This window comes from Bradyrhizobium sp. MI1.10 (assembly GCF_055811035.1).
Genome location: NZ_JBVVPN010000003.1, coordinates 40,375 through 54,980, shown reverse-complemented (window position 1 = coordinate 54,980; position 14,606 = coordinate 40,375). Strand labels below are relative to the sequence as shown.

Here is a 14,606-nt window from a genome sequence, read left to right as displayed (position 1 = left end):
CATGTTCGGGCGCCGCGCATTGATCGCGGCGCTCGTTCTTCTCGCCGGCGGCATCGTTGCGAAGGCGGGTTCCGAGAGACCTGCGGTCCGCACGCTCTCGCCCGCGGGGCTGGCGAAGGTTTCCGACTACATCCGCAACGAGGTCGCCACCGGCAAGATCCCCGGCGCCATCCTGCTGCTTCAGCAGCACGGCAAGCCGGTGTATTACCAGAATTTCGGCGTCCGCGACTTCGCGACCGAACTCTCGATGAGCGCGGACACGATCTTCCGCCTCTACTCGATGTCGAAGCCGGTCACCTCAGTCATGGCGATGATGCTGGTTGAGGAGGGCAAGCTGTCGCTCGACGATCCCGTCTCGAAATACATTCCGGCCTTCGCCGGCATGAAGGTCGGTATCGAGAAGAAGGCCGAGGACGGCAAAGTCGCCCTGGCGATGGAGCCGCTGGAGCGACCCATCACAATCACGGATCTGCTGCGCCACACCTCAGGGCTGCCTTACGGCTATTACGGCGGCGGTATGGTGCGCGAGCTCTACGCGGACGCCAATCTCTTCAACAGCAATCTGACCAACGCCGAATTCGCCGCCAAGGTCGCCACGCTGCCGCTGGTCGAGCAGCCCGGCACGGTGTGGGATTATGGCTATTCCACCGACGTGCTCGGCCGCGTCGTCGAAATCATTGCCGGAAAGTCGCTGCTGCAGTTCGAGAAGGAGCGGCTGCTCGATCCGCTCGGCATGACCGAGACGGCTTTCTTCGTCGCCGATCCCGCCAAATTCCCGCGCATCGCCGAGCCGATGCCGGAGGATCGCAATATCAATCCGACGACGCAGGTCCGCGACATCAGGCGCCCCGCGACCTGGGAATCGGGCGGCGGCGGCATGGTCGGCACGGTAGGCGACTACGCCCGCTTCGCACAGATGCTGCTGAATGGCGGAATTTATGAGGGCCGACGCTATCTCAAGCCGGAGACCATCGCGCTGATGGCCTCGGATCATATCGGGCCGGAGACGAAGATCGCGCGCGACCAGAACTATTATCCAGGTGGATCTTCCGGCTTTGGTCTCGGCTTCGCCGTGCGCACCTCGGTGCCCCCTGGGACGGCGTGGCCGCTCGGCGAATATCGCTGGGACGGCGTCGGCGGCACGTTCTTCTTCATCGATCCCGAGGACGATCTGTTCGGGATCTTCATGGTGCAGACCCCGACGCAGCGTGGCCGGATTCAACTGGCGCTGAAGACGTTGATCTACCAGGCGATGGGGCGGTAGAGTCTTTTTGCGGTTTGCGTAGCCCGGATGAGCGCGCAGCGACATCCGGGACCCTGCGAGTGAAGTCCCGGGTATCGCTGCGCTCACCCGGGCTACGGGGCCCACGCTCCGCGCACGATCTCTCGGACGTAGCCGATCGTTTCCTCGACCTGGGCCGCATTGACGTCGAGATGGGTGCAGGCGCGGATGCGGCCGTCCATCATCGCAAGCGTGACGCCGCGCTGGCGCAGCGCCGCGACCATCTTGTCGCCGGGAATGCCGGCACCATCGGGCTTGAAGAACACCAGGTTGGTCTCGGGCTCCTGCACCTCGACGCCTGCGATCTGCGACAATCCGCGGGCGAGCGCGCGCGCATTGGCGTGATCGTCGGCAAGCCGCTCGACGTGATGGTCGAGCGCGTAGATGCAAGCCGCCGCGCAGATTCCGGCCTGTCGCATCGAGCCGCCGAGCCGCTGCTTCCATTGCCAGACCGCATCAATGAAAGCGCGCGAGCCCGCCAGCACGCCGCCGATCGGCGCGCCCAAGCCCTTCGAGAAGTCGATCCAGGCCGAATCCCAGCCCGCGGTCATGTCGCGCGGCGAGATGCCGCTCGCGACAGTGGCGTTGAGCAGGCGCGCGCCGTCCATGTGGGTGACGAGGCCATGTTGTTTCGCGATCGCGACGATCTCGTCGAGCGCGGCCTTCTTCCAGATCGTGCCGCCGCCGATATTGGCGGTCTGCTCGACGCTGACCACGGTCTGCGGCGGTTGGTAGCGGGTGCGCGGATGCAGCGCTTTGCGGAACGTCTCCGGCGTGAACTGGCCGTCGGGTCCCTTCAATTGCGTGACCTGGAAGCCGCCGATCGCGGCATGGGCCCCGCCTTCGCGCGCGATGATGTGCGCGCTTTCATGCGCGAGGATCTCGTCGCCGGGGCGGCAATGCACCAGCGTCGCGGTGACGTTGCACATCGTGCCTGACGGCATGTACACCGCGGCTTCCTTGCCGAGCAGCTCGGCGACGCGCGCGCACAGGGCGTTCACGGTCGGATCGTCGCCGACCTGCTCGTCGCCGACCTCCGCCCGCGCCATCGCCTCGCGCATCGCAGGTGTCGGCTTTGTCTGCGTGTCCGAGAGCAGATTGATGCGCACCGGCGGCGCCTTGGGATCGATCGGGGAAGGGGTGTAGAGCATGGCTGGTCTCGTCATTTCACCTAGTCGAATCGTTGCGACGTATTGCGTGCGTTTCTCAAGGACCTGAACTAGCCACGAGAACGTTGAGTGACGCGCTGCCGCGCGGCGAGAAGGATTTCGTCTGGCGTGTCGGCCGTAAAGATATTGCAATCAGGCAGAGCGAGCAGCCCCTGATATCGGCAGATCTGCTCGTCGCGGGAGAGGGCCTCCCATGCTCGAAGCGCCGCTTTAGTCGGCGCTGCCGAAGGCAGAGTGTTGGCGAACTGGTCGGCCGTGCGAGACATCGAAGGCATGCTATCAAACAAAAAGGCCCCGGAGAACCAGGGCCTTTGAGCGATTGATTTGCCGAACTATCAGCGCGAATAGAATTCGACGACCAGATGCGGCTCCATCTGCACCGGGAACGGCACGTCCGAGAGGTGCGGGATGCGAATGTATTTCGCGGTCATCTTGCCGTGGTCGACTTCGAGATAGTCGGGGGTGTCACGCTCGGAGAGCTGGCTGGCTTCGAGAACGTGAGCGAGCTGCTTGGAGGATTCCTTGACCTCGATCACATCGCCGAGCTTGACCAGATAGCTCGAGATGTTGACCTTGCGGCCGTTCACCTTGACGTGGCCGTGATTGATGAACTGGCGCGCGGCGAAGATCGTCGAGACGAACTTGGCGCGGTACACGACCGCGTCGAGACGGCGCTCGAGCAGGCCGATCAGGTTCTCGCCGGTATCACCCTTGAGGCGGCTGGCTTCGACATAGATGCTGTGGAACTGACGCTCGGAGATGTTGGCGTAGTAACCCTTCAGCTTCTGCTTGGCGCGCAGCTGCACGCCGAAGTCGGAGAGCTTGCCCTTGCGCCGCTGGCCGTGCTGGCCGGGGCCGTATTCGCGGCGGTTCACGGGGCTCTTCGGGCGGCCCCAGATGTTCTGGCCCATACGGCGATCGAGTTTGTACTTCGCCTCACTGCGCTTAGTCATCGCGTCCTCTTCAGGTACTTGGTTTGAGGAAACGCGCCCTCCTGTGTGACGGGCTAGCCCGGCACTGACAGGTCCGATCCCCAAAGCTTAAGGGACAGGACCACGGGTCGCGAAACGCTTCGCGGGCCGAAATCGGCCCGCGAGCAAGCGGCTTTTAGGGGGATTTGGGGCTCGCTGTCAATGCGAATGGCCTGGAATCACGTTCCGACCGCCCGGATCGGCTTCGACCCGGCCGCCCGCAATTCGGCAGCGATTTCAGTGTTCAGCACCTGTTCCAGCCGCGTCAGGACCCGGGCGATGGGGGCGGCGTCGGTGACCCGGTGATCCCAACGAATCACGACATGGATGGTCTGGTCAGGCCCGACCACCCCATAGCTGACGATGAAGGGTCCGGGCGTGATGGGGTGAAGCTCGCCACCGCCATAGGCGGCCACCGAGCTCACCGCGAAGCTGCCGAACCAGTTGCCGCGCTGCCGGCCGAAATTCAGTCCTATCGCCCAGGACAGCCGCCGCAGCGGCAGCGGCAGGCGGGTCGCCCGCATGATCTTGCGGAACATGGGAATTTCGTCGATCGGGGCGGTCTTGGCGTGCCGGATCTCGGCATCGACCGCAGCCAGCGTCATGGCCTCGGGAGCGACGATTCGCTGCGGGATCACGCATTCCTCGCCGCCCTCGACCCGGGCAATGGCCACCGACGCCACGCTCTTCGGCAGTTCGTAAAGCGACGGCCAGGGCCATTTGGCATAGACGGTACGCAGGACCGGCTCGTCCCTGGCGACCAGGGCAAAAGCCTTGACGAACATAGCGGCCCAGCCGGCTAGCGCCATCGCGCCCGTGCGGGCCTCCAGCAGAGGGCCGATATCGAGCGAACGGGACAGGGACACGAAGGGCACGCCCATCGAGGCGTGCATGAGGTCGACAATCAGGCGACGCGGCAGCGAAATGGTCTTGGGCGTCCCGCGCATCGCTCTTTGGTTTCCCCTGATTAAAGTTTGTGCAGCGAGCGGGGTTCCCGCTCGCCGCCTGCTCTAGCACGAACCAACCCGCGTGGGGCCGGTCGGTTCGCCGCATCAGGGTGCCGGCGAGGCCAGCGGCTTGGTCTTATCGACGATGTAAACCCCAAGCACTTTCATAGCCTTATCGCCGTGGGCTTTGGCGTCATGCACGACGCCTGCCGGGATCTGGTAGGAATCGCCAGCTTTCACGTCGATAAGGAGATTGAGTTCGCCTTCGAGCACGTAACCGGTCTCGATGCCCGGATGGGTATGGCGACCGGCCGCGCCGCCCGCCGGGACCTCCGCGATGGCCGTGATGGTGTTGTAGCCATCCGGAAATTCGACCTTCTGGAGCGGGGTGCGTTTGATGCCGGGCTGCTGGGCGAAGGCCGCAACAGCGAGGCCGGTGAAGGCGAGAGCGAGCAAAGTCTTTTTGAACATGGTTTTTTCCTCCCTGGAACGACTGAGCCTAGCAGCGCAGCAGTTCCCGGCAAGGTGGCAATCGGCTTTGCCGTCAGCGCTTGATCCCCTCGAACGCCGCAATGATGCCGCGCTGGAATAGCGACCAGTCGAAGCCGAGCGCGATCGCGCGGTAGCCGCGGTCGACCAAGGCGTTGGCCTGGTCTGCGGTCCGCGCCACGCCGCCGATCGGCACGCCGCTTCTGAGGATGCCGGCCTCGGCCCGCGCCACCAGCTCCAGCAATTCCGGATCGTCCATCTGGCCGCGCTTGTTGATGGAGGTGGCGAGATCGCCGGGGCCGATTACGGCGACGTCGATGCCGGGCGTGGCCATGATCTCGTCGATGCGGTTGACGGCGTCGACGTGCTCGATCGTGATCATGCAGATCATCTCGTCGTCGGCGCTGGCCATGTAGTCCGGCATCGACTGGCCCCAGCGGAATGGCGCATGGAACGGACCCCAGAGCCGATCGCCGCGTGGCGGATAGCGCACGCTGCGCACCGCTTTCTCGGCTTCAGTGCGATTGGTAATCATCGGGAAATTGATGCCGAAGGCGCCGATGTCCATCGGTGCCTTCGCAAGCCATGGCTCGTTCGCCGCGATCCGCACCAGCGGTGTGCACGGTGTGCCGGTGGTGGCCGCGATCATCGCATGTGCTTCGGTCAATCCAATCGGCCCATGCTCGAGATCGACGATGATCCAGTCGAGTGAGCGCGCCATGATCTGCACGGTCTGCACGCTCGGGATCGTCGCGATCGCGCCGAAGGCGGGACGACCCTCGCGCCAGAGCTGGCGGAGACGGTTGAGCGGAGTTGCGGGGACCGACATGTTATGCCTGCGAAGGGATGACGACGGAGCCTAGCAGCGCGTCGCCGAGGCGCAAGGTCAGGCCGGAATGCGGCCGCCGAAGAACGGCGTCAGCACGGCCGAAAGGCCATGCACGCGATTCGAGGTGAAGATCATCTCGGCGCCGGATTGCGCGATGCCGCCGGTGTGCGGGCCGAGCAGATCCGAGACGCGGCGGGCGATCGCGGGCGCCGGATCGATCCAGTCGACCGGCCAGGGCGCGAGCTGTTTCAGCCGGTCGAGCAGCAGCGGGTAATGCGTGCAGGCGAGCACCACGGTGTCAGTGCGTGCGCCTGCGTCCCCGGCATCGCCGACGAAACACGGGGCGAGCTCGGCGAGGATGGCGTCGTCGCTGACGGGAGAGCCGCTGAGCTCGGCTTCAGCCAGCGCGGCCAGCTCGGGCGAGCCGACCAGCGTCACCTCGCAGCCTTGCGCGAAATCGCGGATCAGCGCCTTGGTGTATTCGCGCTTCACCGTGCCTTTGGTGCCGAGCACCGACACGCGCCGGCTCCTCGACTGCGCGCAGGCCGGCTTGATCGCCGGCACCGTGCCGACGAAGGGCAAGGAATAAGCGGCGCGTAAGTGCGATAGGACCAGGGTAGACGCCGTGTTGCAGGCGATGACGACGAGGTCAGGATCGTGCGTGCCGATCAGTTCCCCCATCAACGGCACCACGCGGGCGATGATCGCGTCCTCGCTGTGGTGGCCATAGGGGAAGAAGGCGTCGTCCGCGACGTAGACGTAATGCGCGTCGGAGCGCGCGGCCACGACCTCACGCAGGACCGTGAGCCCGCCAAGGCCGGAATCGAACACCAGAATCGTCGGAGAATTGGTCACGTGATCACTCTAGCCGGACATGGTTACCATTCGGTTTTTGGGGCGGTTTTGCGGCAGGGGCGCTGAGGGCCAATTTGGATGGATTCAATTTCGCGATTGCCGCATGGTCCCGGTATCAGCTGCCGTACTGCGGTGCGGATAGGGACAGGCCCGCAAAACTCCGGAGAGCCGACATGATCAGAAATACCAGCAACGGCTGGGGCAGCATTTCCCGATGGCTGCACTGGAGTCTGGCGCTGACCATCATCGGCATGATTGGCTTCGGGTGGTGGATGAACCACATGCCGGCGCGTCCCGACCGCTTCTTCTACCGTTCGATCCACGCCGATATCGGCTATGTGATCCTGCTGCTCACCGTGCTGCGCCTGGTCTGGCGCCTCATCAACCCGACGCCCGCCATGCCGGCCGAGACCTCGCGCTGGCAGAAGATCGCGGCCCATGTCAGTCACGGCGCGCTCTACCTCGCCGTCATCGTCGTCACCATACTCGGTTGGGCGCATTCCGGTGCGCACGCACCTGATTATTCGGACTTCTTCGGCCTGTTTCACGTGCCGCAATTCACCGCTCCCGACCGCGCGGCAGCGGGCGTCTATGAAGACCGCCACATCCTCTTTGCCTATGTGCTGCTCGCCTTGATCGCGTTTCACGTGATCGCCGCCCTGTGGCACCATTTCATCCGCCGCGACCGCGTCGTGGCGCGGATGGTGACGGACGAGGCGGGGTAGGGCGGTCTCTCCACATCGTCATTGCGAGCGCAGCGACGTGTCCGCCACCCGCCCCCGCGCGCGAGTTTTTGGTTTTTTGGGGGGGGGGGGCCCGTCGGGGGGGGGGGGGTTGGGCGCGCGCGGGGGGGGGGTGGGGGGGCCCCCCCACCGCGTCTTGCCCCGCCCCGCAACCAAATCCAGAGTCCCGCCGCGGAAAGATCCTGGATTGCTTCGCTGCGCTCGCAATGACGGAGTATGATGCAGCATCACGACAAGCACATGCCGGCGCAATCGCCGAAATCATCTGTCCAGGAGGCCTCATGCTCACCGTCCATCATCTCGGCAAGTCGCAGTCCGAGCGAATCGTCTGGCTGTGCGAGGAGCTGGGGATTCCCTACGAGTTGAAGCGCTATGCGCGCGATCCCGTCACCATGCTGGCTCCGGCCGAGTACAAGGCACTGCATCCCGCTGGCACGGCGCCTGTGATCACCGACGGCGAGCTGGTGCTCGCGGAATCCGGCGCCGTCGTCGACTACATCGTTGCAAAATATGGCAATGGCCGACTCGTGCTCGGTCCCACTGATCCCGCCTTCGCGCAGTTTCTGTATTGGCTTCATTTCGCTAACGGCACCCTGCAACCCGGCATGGGGCGGATGATGATCCTGAGCCGGCTGGATCTCGCCAAGGACAATCCGACCCTGCTCGCGATGAAGGGGCGTCTCGATCGGGCCTACGATCTTCTCGACGCAAGGCTTCGCGAGGCCGAGTACCTTGCGGGCAGCGCCTTCACGACCGCCGACATCATGACAGTTTTCTCGCTCACCACGATGCGCTACTTCCAGCCCTATGACCTCCAGCGCTGTCCGAACGTGGTCGAATATCTCGGCCGCATCAGTGCGCGGGCGGGCTATCGGCGTGCGATGGAGAAGGGCGATCCGGGCATGGCGTTGCTCTTGAACTGAGCGGCCGCCCAATCGATCACGCGATCCTGTTCGTGGTGGCCGCCCGCTCCGTCGCCAGCTGATTCTGCAACCGATCGATGTTTTGCAGCAGGCGCTGGCTGGTCAGTACCAGGAAGTAATAGCCGAACTGTGGATCCTGGAAGTAGATCTCGAGCAACCGGTCATAGGTAATCGTCAGCACCTGCCCGTCTTCAATGCACTCGATCGTTCCGGTGCGCCGGTTGCCCGGCGTGAGGAAGCCGAGCTCGCCCATCAGCGCGCCCGGCATGATCTCGATATTGATCTCCTTGACCAGGAACTTGCCGGTGACTGTGAGGAGCATCTCCTTGGCTGGATCGCCGAGTTTGAACAGCGTGTCGCCGCGGCGATATTTGCGTTCGGTCATGAACGGCTTGAGCCATTCGATCGACATGTCGCCTTCGGCCGCATGGCGCGCCTTCTTGACGAGCTTGAGCATCTGCCGCAGGCGCAAGGCATTGATCGGTAGCAGCAGGAGATAGAGCAGGAAGGTCGAGACGTTGGCGGAGAGCGCGCCGAACACGGCGAAGAGCGCGCAGCCGACCATGTTGGCGACGCGCAGCGGCACCATCGTTCGCATCAGGAGGGTGGCGACGAAGAAGCCGGCGCCGACCGCGGCGAACATATTGGCCAGCGTGATGTTCTGGACGAAGATCTCCAGCATCCGATTGAAGATCGAGTCATAGGTCACGTTGTTCGGATCGAGGCCCATCTGGACCAGGATCTTCGCGATCCTGAGATTATCCGTTGCCGCCTCGAGAATGCGATCGAGGATCGACGAAATGTCTGCGCTGCCGGACGGCATGGTACTATCCCCGTGTAAGGCCTTCAGTCACGGTCGTATTCTCGACACCTATAGCCGAAATCGAACGACGACCGCTTGAATGAAGCTTTCGGCCGCCGTGCCGCAAGAGGCAAATTTTAGCCTGATCGGGCGTTTCGGCAATTGCCTGTTTGGCGGTGCGCATGGCCGTGGCGCGCCGCGATTCGGGTACCACCGGGTCCGAGCCTCGGCGTGGTGGACCTCGGCGTCCGACAGGCGGGGCGGGACCAGGCGTGGGCGTGGGGCGATCCCCGCCTTAGGGCTTGGCGGGCGGCACGACCTGCTGCTCGACCAGGCTGAGGTGCCCGGGCAGCGAACCAGCGCGCAGCAGCATTGCGACGCTGTTTGCTTCCTCCAGGGTGAAATTGCCGGAGATCTGGCCTGAGCCGCCGGTGATGGGCTCGCGGATCACGGGGGCGGAGATCACCTTGCCATCGAGCACGATGGCGAAGGGCTTTGCGATATTCTCCTCGGTGATGTGGGCAAAGCGCCGCGTGCCGCGGCCGTTGAAGCGGAACGAGGCGATCGGCTCTTTCGTGGCGCTCGCAAACCCCGGGCCCGCATAGCTGATGTCGTCGCCGTCGAGCACGTTGTCCTTGGCGACCAGATAAAGGGTCTTGTCCTTGAAGCCGGGCAGGACTTCCGTGCCTGTCGGCGGCGTGCCGGATTGCGCCTGCTCCGCCGGCATCGAGAGGTCGATCAGGCGGAAGCCGACCTTGACCCTTCGGGCGAAGACCGCGGTGACGCGCTCGGGCTCCATCACACCGGGCAGGAAGATTCGGATGCGGTCGGTGCCATCGGGCTGGACGCTGGCGAGCTGGACGCCGGCCTCCTTCAGGCGCTGCTCGATCATGGCGATGGCATCTTCGACGAGTTCGTGCAACCGCGCGGCGGATGCCGCATTGGTCGGCGCGAGCCTGACCAGTCCGTCGCCGGCGTCGGTCACGGCGAGTGCATGCGACGGCAATCCTTCCGCTGCCGACGCGAGCTTGCGTGCGAGTTGCTCGCGGCCCTTGACGTCGGCAATCTTCAACTCGACGCCGCCGTCGCGAATCGCGAGACTGGAGAAGGCGATCTTGCCCTCGCGCAGGGTCTTGTAGACGTCGTCGCGCAAATCCGTGACGACGCTCTCGCGCAGGCCATCGGTGTCCACCTTGTAGACGATGCGAGACCCGCCGAGCTTCTCCATCTTGTCGCCGATGAAGGCCGAGATCTTGGCTCGCATCTTGTCGAGCTGGCCGTCCTCGGCGAGTGCCGCGCGGGGCAGGGCGATCACCGAAGTCAATATCCCCGTTGTGACGGCGAACGCGATGAACAGCCGGGTGGCGCAATCCCGCGGGGGCGTAGTCATGATAACCTCGAGTCTTGCGGCAGGGCGCTGGCAAGGGCGCTGGCAAGGATGCTGCAATGTGAGTCCGATGCCAGTTCTTGGTCCCCGGATCGGGCGCGCAGGTTCAAAGGCCTGTGCCAGAGCCCATTGTCGCGGACGTCAGATCATGGACGAACGCCAAATCATCCATCATTCTGCCCATGCTCGGCCGGCCAATCGGTCGAGGCCCCGCCAGCCCCAAAAGTCAAAAGACAGGGCGCGGGGACATGCATCTGAGGGAGGACGGAATTCCATGGCGGGCATCCACGCGCTCGATCGGCTCATCGGCAGCGACTATCCGGACCTGGCGACGGACGCCGAAGTTCGGGCCTTCGAGCAGGTCCCTTACGCCGATCGCGTCGCGGCCGAGAGCACTTACGACGCCATCAGGCTCGGGGCGGCCCGTAATCCCGACGGGCCGGCGATCCAGTTCCTGCAAAATGCCGATCCCGCCGACACGCCGGTCGTGGTCACGTACCGCGACTTCATCGCGCGCGTCACGCAGGCCGCCAACATGTTTCACGCGCTGGGCGTGGAGAAGGGCGACGTCGTCAGCTTCATGCTGCCGCTGCTGCCGGACGCCTTCGTAACTCTGTTCGGCGCGGAGGCCGCCGGCATCGCCAATCCCGTCAACCCCCTGCTGGAGCCGCACCAGATCGCGGAGATTCTGGAAGCGGCGAACACAAAAGTCCTGGTGGCGCTCGGGCCGATGCCGGGCACAGACATCTGGCAGAAAGTCGAGCAGATCAGGCCGCAACTCAATCTCAAGGCGATCGTACAGGTGTTCGGTGGCGGTGACCCGGGGAAGGGAGTCTTTGCCTTCAGCGACCTGATCAAGCAGCAGCCTTCGGACCGCCTTGTCAGCGGACGCAAGATTTTAGGCAGCGACATCGCCGCCTATTTCCACACCGGCGGCACCACCGGCACGCCAAAGCTGGTGCGGCACACGCATGTCAACCAAGTCTATCAGGCCTGGGCGCTCAATCTGCTGCTGAAGTCGAAGCCGGGCGCCAACATGCTGTTCGGCATGCCGCTGTTTCACGTCGGGGGCTCGTTGACGCAGGTGCTGACGACGCTGTCGGCCGGCGGCTCGCTGGTCGTGCTGTCGCCGAGCGGATGGCGCAATCCGAATGCGGTCAAGAACATCTGGCAACTGGTCGAGCGCTTCAAGCCGGAGGCGCTGTCGAGCGTCCCGACGGTGCTCGCCGCAACGCTCGCGGTGCCGCCTGGCAATACCGACATCTCCAGCCTGAAATATGCAGCTGGTGGCGGCTCGGCGATCCCGGTCGCGGTGGGGTCTGCGATCCAGGACAAGCTCAAGCTGCCGGTCGTCGAGGTCTACGGCATGACCGAGACCTCGAGCGTGCACACGCTGGCCTATCGGTCGCGGCCGATCCGGCTCGGTTCGGTCGGCCTTCCCATGCCTTACGCGCGGGTCCGCATCGTCCAGCTCGATGCCGAGGGCAAGCTGATCCGCGACTGCGCGCCGGACGAGATCGGCGTCGTCATCATGGCCGGTCCAGGCGTGTTCGGCGGCTATCTCAACAACGAGCACAACAAGGGTGCCTTCGTCGATGAGGTCTGGGTCAATTCCGGCGATCTTGGCCGGCTCGATGCCGACGGCTATCTCTGGATCACCGGCCGCGCCAAGGATCTCGTGATCCGCGGCGGCCACAACATCGATCCGGCGCCGATCGAGGAGATCATGTTCCGCCATCCTGCCGTCGGCTTTGCCGCGGTGGTCGGCCAGCCCGACGCCTATGCCGGCGAACTGCCGGTGGGGTATGTGCAGCTGAAGCCGGGCGCGACCGTCGAACCGGGCGAGCTGGAGACATGGGTGCGCGAGCGCACGCCGGAGCGTGCCGCCGTGCCGGTGCAGGTCATAGCGATCGATCCGATGCCGGTGACGGGCGTCGGCAAAGTGTTCAAGCCGCAGCTGCGCTGGGACGCAGCCCAGCGCGTGTTCACGAAGGTGCTGACACCGCTCACTGAGCGCGGCATCGACTGCAAGGTCAGGGTCGGCGCTCACGGCAGCCACGGTTCGATCGCCACCGTGACGCTGGCGGGGCTGCCGGCGGATCAGCGCGAGGCGGTTGCGAGCGAGGTGCACGCACTGCTTGCACCGTTCGTGATGCGCCACGAGGTGGTGCAAATGTGACGGATTCAACAGACGGCTTTGACGTCAGCTCGAAAGCAGGGCGACGCTTCGCCGCATTATCCATACCCCCGACAGAGCCCCCTATGTGACAGATATCACATAGGAAGAATTGGCAATTGAGCGATGCTCCGAATAGTCTCGTGGAATTGCATCCGGGGGGACGCAAGTGATTCCGTTTCGGATTTTTGCTTTGCTGATTTTGGCCATTGGCCTCGCCTGCGGACCGGCCCATGCGGACCGGCGGGTGGCGCTTGTCATCGGCAATTCCGCCTACAAGAGCGCGCCCAAGCTCGGCAACCCCGTCAACGATGCCACTCTGGTCGGCGGCATGTTCAAGAAGGCGGGATTTGATTCCGTCGACGTCAGGCTGGATCTCAGTGCGAGCGAGATGCGGCGCATGTTGCGTGAGTTCGCCGGCAGGACCCGCGATGCCGATATGGCGGTGATCTATTACGCCGGCCATGGCATCGAGCTGGAAGGCACCAACTATCTCATACCGATCGACGCGACGCTGGAGACCGATGGCGACGTGCTCGACGAAACCATCCCGGTCGAGCGCGCGCTGTTCGCGGTTGAGCCGGCCAAGCAGCTGCGCCTGATCATCCTGGATGCCTGCCGCGACAATCCGTTTTCCAAGACCATGAAGCGGACGCTTGCCTCGCGCGCGATCGGACGCGGACTTGCCAAGGTCGAGCCGACCAGCCCGAACACAATGATCGCCTTCGCCGCGAAGGCAGGTTCGACCGCGTCCGATGGTGACTCCAGGAACAGCCCGTTCGCCCTCGCTTTGGTCGAGCACCTTCCGAAGCCGGGGCTCGATTTGCGCAAGGCGTTCGGCTTCGTGCGCGACGACGTGCTCAAGAATACCGGCTACAAGCAGGAGCCCTATGTTTACGGCTCGCTCGGCGGCGACGATGTGCCGCTGGTCGCGACCAAGCCGGCCGCGACCGGGCCGCAGGCCAACCCGCAGGATTCTATTCGCAGGGATTACGAGCTCGCGCTGCAGCTTGCCACGCGCGACGGTTGGGAAGCCTTCCTGGCGCAATATCCCGAAGGTTTCTATGCCAATCTGGCCAAGGGCCAGATGAACAAGATCGCCGCTGAAGAGACGCGCGCGTCGGCCGAGCAAAAAGCGAATGCGGCCGAGCAGCAGAAGGCAAGGCTTATTGCCGAACGCGCCCAGAAGGCCGAGCAGGACAAGGCGGCTGCGGCGGCCAAGGCGGCCGAAGAGGCAAGGATCGTGGCGGAGAGGCAGAAACAGATCGAGCAGGCAAGGGCGGACGCGGCGGAGCAGCAGCGCAAGGCGGCCGAGGCGGCAGCAGCAAAGGCGCAGGCCGAGAAACAGGCGGCGGAGAAGGCCAAAGCCGAGCTTGCCGCCAGGCACGCGGCCGAGAAGGCGGAGCAGGCAGCAAAGCCGGCTGCCGATCGGCAGACGTCTGAGGTCGAGCAAAAAGTTGCAGCCCTTGCGCCGGCGCCGGCACCCACATTGTCGGCGGCTGATCTGGCAAAATCACTGCAGAGCGAATTGCGCCGTGTCGGCTGCCTGTCCGCCACGGCCGACGGCGACTGGAGCGCCGCATCGCAGCGTTCGCTGACACTGTTCAACAAATATGCCGGCACCCAATTCGACGCCAAGCTTGCAAGCGTCGACGCGCTCGATGCGCTGAAGGCGAAGCCGGGACGGGTCTGCCCCCTGGTTTGCAATTTCGGCTTCAAGGCCGACAGCGATCAATGCGTCAAGATCACCTGCCGCGCCGCCTACCGCGTCGGTGACGACAACGAATGCGAGAAGGTGCCCGAGAAGAAGCCGGTCGCGACGCGAGACGATTCGAGGAAGCGGGACGCGGACCGGAAGGCCTCGGAATCGGCGCCCTCGAAGCCCGAAGCCAGTGGGCAGATTTTTTGCAGTTCATCCGGCTGTCGTCCGGTGCAGAAAGGATGCAGACTCGTGGCCGGGGCTACGCCCTCAAGATATAACGCCACCGTAGGAAGTGGCAATTATGAGGTCTGCAACTGATCGCGCAGTCGAT

13 protein-coding genes are annotated in these 14,606 nt (G+C 64.4%); 5 read left to right on the top strand and 8 right to left on the bottom strand.

Annotated elements, in window-relative coordinates; genetic code table 11:
* Position 1: 1 nt before the first annotated feature.
* Positions 2-1,264: a serine hydrolase domain-containing protein gene (locus tag AC0L3K_RS04445; protein ID WP_354128080.1), complete on the top strand. Its 1,263-nt coding sequence runs from the start codon at positions 2-4 to the stop codon at positions 1,262-1,264.
* A gap of 92 nt (positions 1,265-1,356) precedes the next feature.
* Here AC0L3K_RS04445 and AC0L3K_RS04440 read toward each other — a convergent pair whose 3' ends face one another.
* The 6 genes from AC0L3K_RS04440 to murI all read right to left on the bottom strand — a co-directional run bounded on the left by AC0L3K_RS04440 (position 1,357) and on the right by murI (position 6,542).
* Positions 1,357-2,433 carry a threonine aldolase family protein gene (locus AC0L3K_RS04440; RefSeq protein WP_473365491.1) on the bottom strand — a complete coding sequence of 359 codons (1,077 nt, stop codon included), beginning with the start codon at positions 2,431-2,433 and terminating at the stop codon, positions 1,357-1,359.
* A gap of 353 nt (positions 2,434-2,786) precedes the next feature.
* Positions 2,787-3,404 carry a 30S ribosomal protein S4 gene (rpsD, locus tag AC0L3K_RS04435; protein ID WP_007602315.1) on the bottom strand — a complete coding sequence of 206 codons (618 nt, stop codon included), beginning with the start codon at positions 3,402-3,404 and terminating at the stop codon, positions 2,787-2,789.
* 197 nt (positions 3,405-3,601) lie between these two features.
* The gene (locus AC0L3K_RS04430) at positions 3,602-4,369 is read right to left on the bottom strand and encodes an acyltransferase (protein WP_354128082.1); all 768 of its coding nucleotides are present in this window, start codon (positions 4,367-4,369) and stop codon (positions 3,602-3,604) included.
* A 105-nt stretch (positions 4,370-4,474) separates the two neighbouring features.
* Positions 4,475-4,840 carry a cupin domain-containing protein gene (locus AC0L3K_RS04425; protein WP_473365490.1) on the bottom strand — a complete coding sequence of 122 codons (366 nt, stop codon included), beginning with the start codon at positions 4,838-4,840 and terminating at the stop codon, positions 4,475-4,477.
* A gap of 73 nt (positions 4,841-4,913) precedes the next feature.
* Positions 4,914-5,687 (bottom strand): HpcH/HpaI aldolase family protein, encoded by a 774-nt coding sequence (locus AC0L3K_RS04420; protein ID WP_219684977.1) that lies wholly within the window; start codon positions 5,685-5,687, stop codon positions 4,914-4,916.
* 57 nt (positions 5,688-5,744) lie between these two features.
* Positions 5,745-6,542, bottom strand: a complete 798-nt coding sequence (gene murI, locus AC0L3K_RS04415) for a glutamate racemase (protein ID WP_219684976.1) — start codon at positions 6,540-6,542, stop codon at positions 5,745-5,747.
* Between the two features lie 173 nt (positions 6,543-6,715).
* Here murI and AC0L3K_RS04410 point away from each other — a divergent pair, with 173 nt between their 5' ends.
* Together AC0L3K_RS04410 and AC0L3K_RS04405 are read left to right on the top strand one after the other, a co-directional pair.
* Complete coding sequence (locus AC0L3K_RS04410) at positions 6,716-7,267, top strand: cytochrome b (RefSeq protein WP_219684975.1); 552 nt, start codon at positions 6,716-6,718, stop codon at positions 7,265-7,267.
* A gap of 299 nt (positions 7,268-7,566) precedes the next feature.
* A complete protein-coding gene (locus tag AC0L3K_RS04405) occupies positions 7,567-8,208 on the top strand; it encodes a glutathione S-transferase family protein (protein ID WP_473255776.1) in 642 nt (213 codons plus the stop codon).
* Between the two features lie 16 nt (positions 8,209-8,224).
* On the opposite strand, the gene AC0L3K_RS04400 is transcribed toward AC0L3K_RS04405, so the two are convergent.
* Both AC0L3K_RS04400 and AC0L3K_RS04395 read right to left on the bottom strand, forming a co-directional pair.
* Positions 8,225-9,031 (bottom strand): Crp/Fnr family transcriptional regulator, encoded by an 807-nt coding sequence (locus AC0L3K_RS04400; RefSeq protein ID WP_219684973.1) that lies wholly within the window; start codon positions 9,029-9,031, stop codon positions 8,225-8,227.
* A gap of 274 nt (positions 9,032-9,305) precedes the next feature.
* A complete protein-coding gene (locus tag AC0L3K_RS04395) occupies positions 9,306-10,400 on the bottom strand; it encodes a SecDF P1 head subdomain-containing protein (protein WP_354128084.1) in 1,095 nt (364 codons plus the stop codon).
* A 271-nt stretch (positions 10,401-10,671) separates the two neighbouring features.
* Here AC0L3K_RS04395 and AC0L3K_RS04390 point away from each other — a divergent pair, with 271 nt between their 5' ends.
* Complete coding sequence (locus AC0L3K_RS04390; RefSeq protein WP_219684971.1) at positions 10,672-12,576, top strand: acyl-CoA synthetase; 1,905 nt, start codon at positions 10,672-10,674, stop codon at positions 12,574-12,576.
* A 193-nt stretch (positions 12,577-12,769) separates the two neighbouring features.
* On the top strand, positions 12,770-14,593 hold the full coding sequence (locus AC0L3K_RS04385; protein ID WP_376707535.1) for a caspase family protein: 1,824 nt from the start codon (positions 12,770-12,772) through the stop codon (positions 14,591-14,593).
* Positions 14,594-14,606: the final 13 nt, after the last annotated feature.

Excerpts from the sequence above, each read along its gene's own strand:
- AC0L3K_RS04445 (WP_354128080.1), top strand. The coding sequence starts at position 2 with ATGTTCGGGCGCCGCGCATTGATCGCGGCGCTCGTTCTTCTCGCCGGC.
- AC0L3K_RS04440 (WP_473365491.1), bottom strand. The coding sequence starts at position 2,433 with ATGCTCTACACCCCTTCCCCGATCGATCCCAAGGCGCCGCCGGTGCGC.
- rpsD (WP_007602315.1), bottom strand. The coding sequence starts at position 3,404 with ATGACTAAGCGCAGTGAGGCGAAGTACAAACTCGATCGCCGTATGGGC.
- AC0L3K_RS04430 (WP_354128082.1), bottom strand. The coding sequence starts at position 4,369 with ATGCGCGGGACGCCCAAGACCATTTCGCTGCCGCGTCGCCTGATTGTC.
- AC0L3K_RS04425 (WP_473365490.1), bottom strand. The coding sequence starts at position 4,840 with ATGTTCAAAAAGACTTTGCTCGCTCTCGCCTTCACCGGCCTCGCTGTT.
- AC0L3K_RS04420 (WP_219684977.1), bottom strand. The coding sequence starts at position 5,687 with ATGTCGGTCCCCGCAACTCCGCTCAACCGTCTCCGCCAGCTCTGGCGC.
- AC0L3K_RS04410 (WP_219684975.1), top strand. The coding sequence starts at position 6,716 with ATGATCAGAAATACCAGCAACGGCTGGGGCAGCATTTCCCGATGGCTG.
- AC0L3K_RS04405 (WP_473255776.1), top strand. The coding sequence starts at position 7,567 with ATGCTCACCGTCCATCATCTCGGCAAGTCGCAGTCCGAGCGAATCGTC.
- AC0L3K_RS04400 (WP_219684973.1), bottom strand. The coding sequence starts at position 9,031 with ATGCCGTCCGGCAGCGCAGACATTTCGTCGATCCTCGATCGCATTCTC.
- AC0L3K_RS04395 (WP_354128084.1), bottom strand. The coding sequence starts at position 10,400 with ATGACTACGCCCCCGCGGGATTGCGCCACCCGGCTGTTCATCGCGTTC.
- AC0L3K_RS04390 (WP_219684971.1), top strand. The coding sequence starts at position 10,672 with ATGGCGGGCATCCACGCGCTCGATCGGCTCATCGGCAGCGACTATCCG.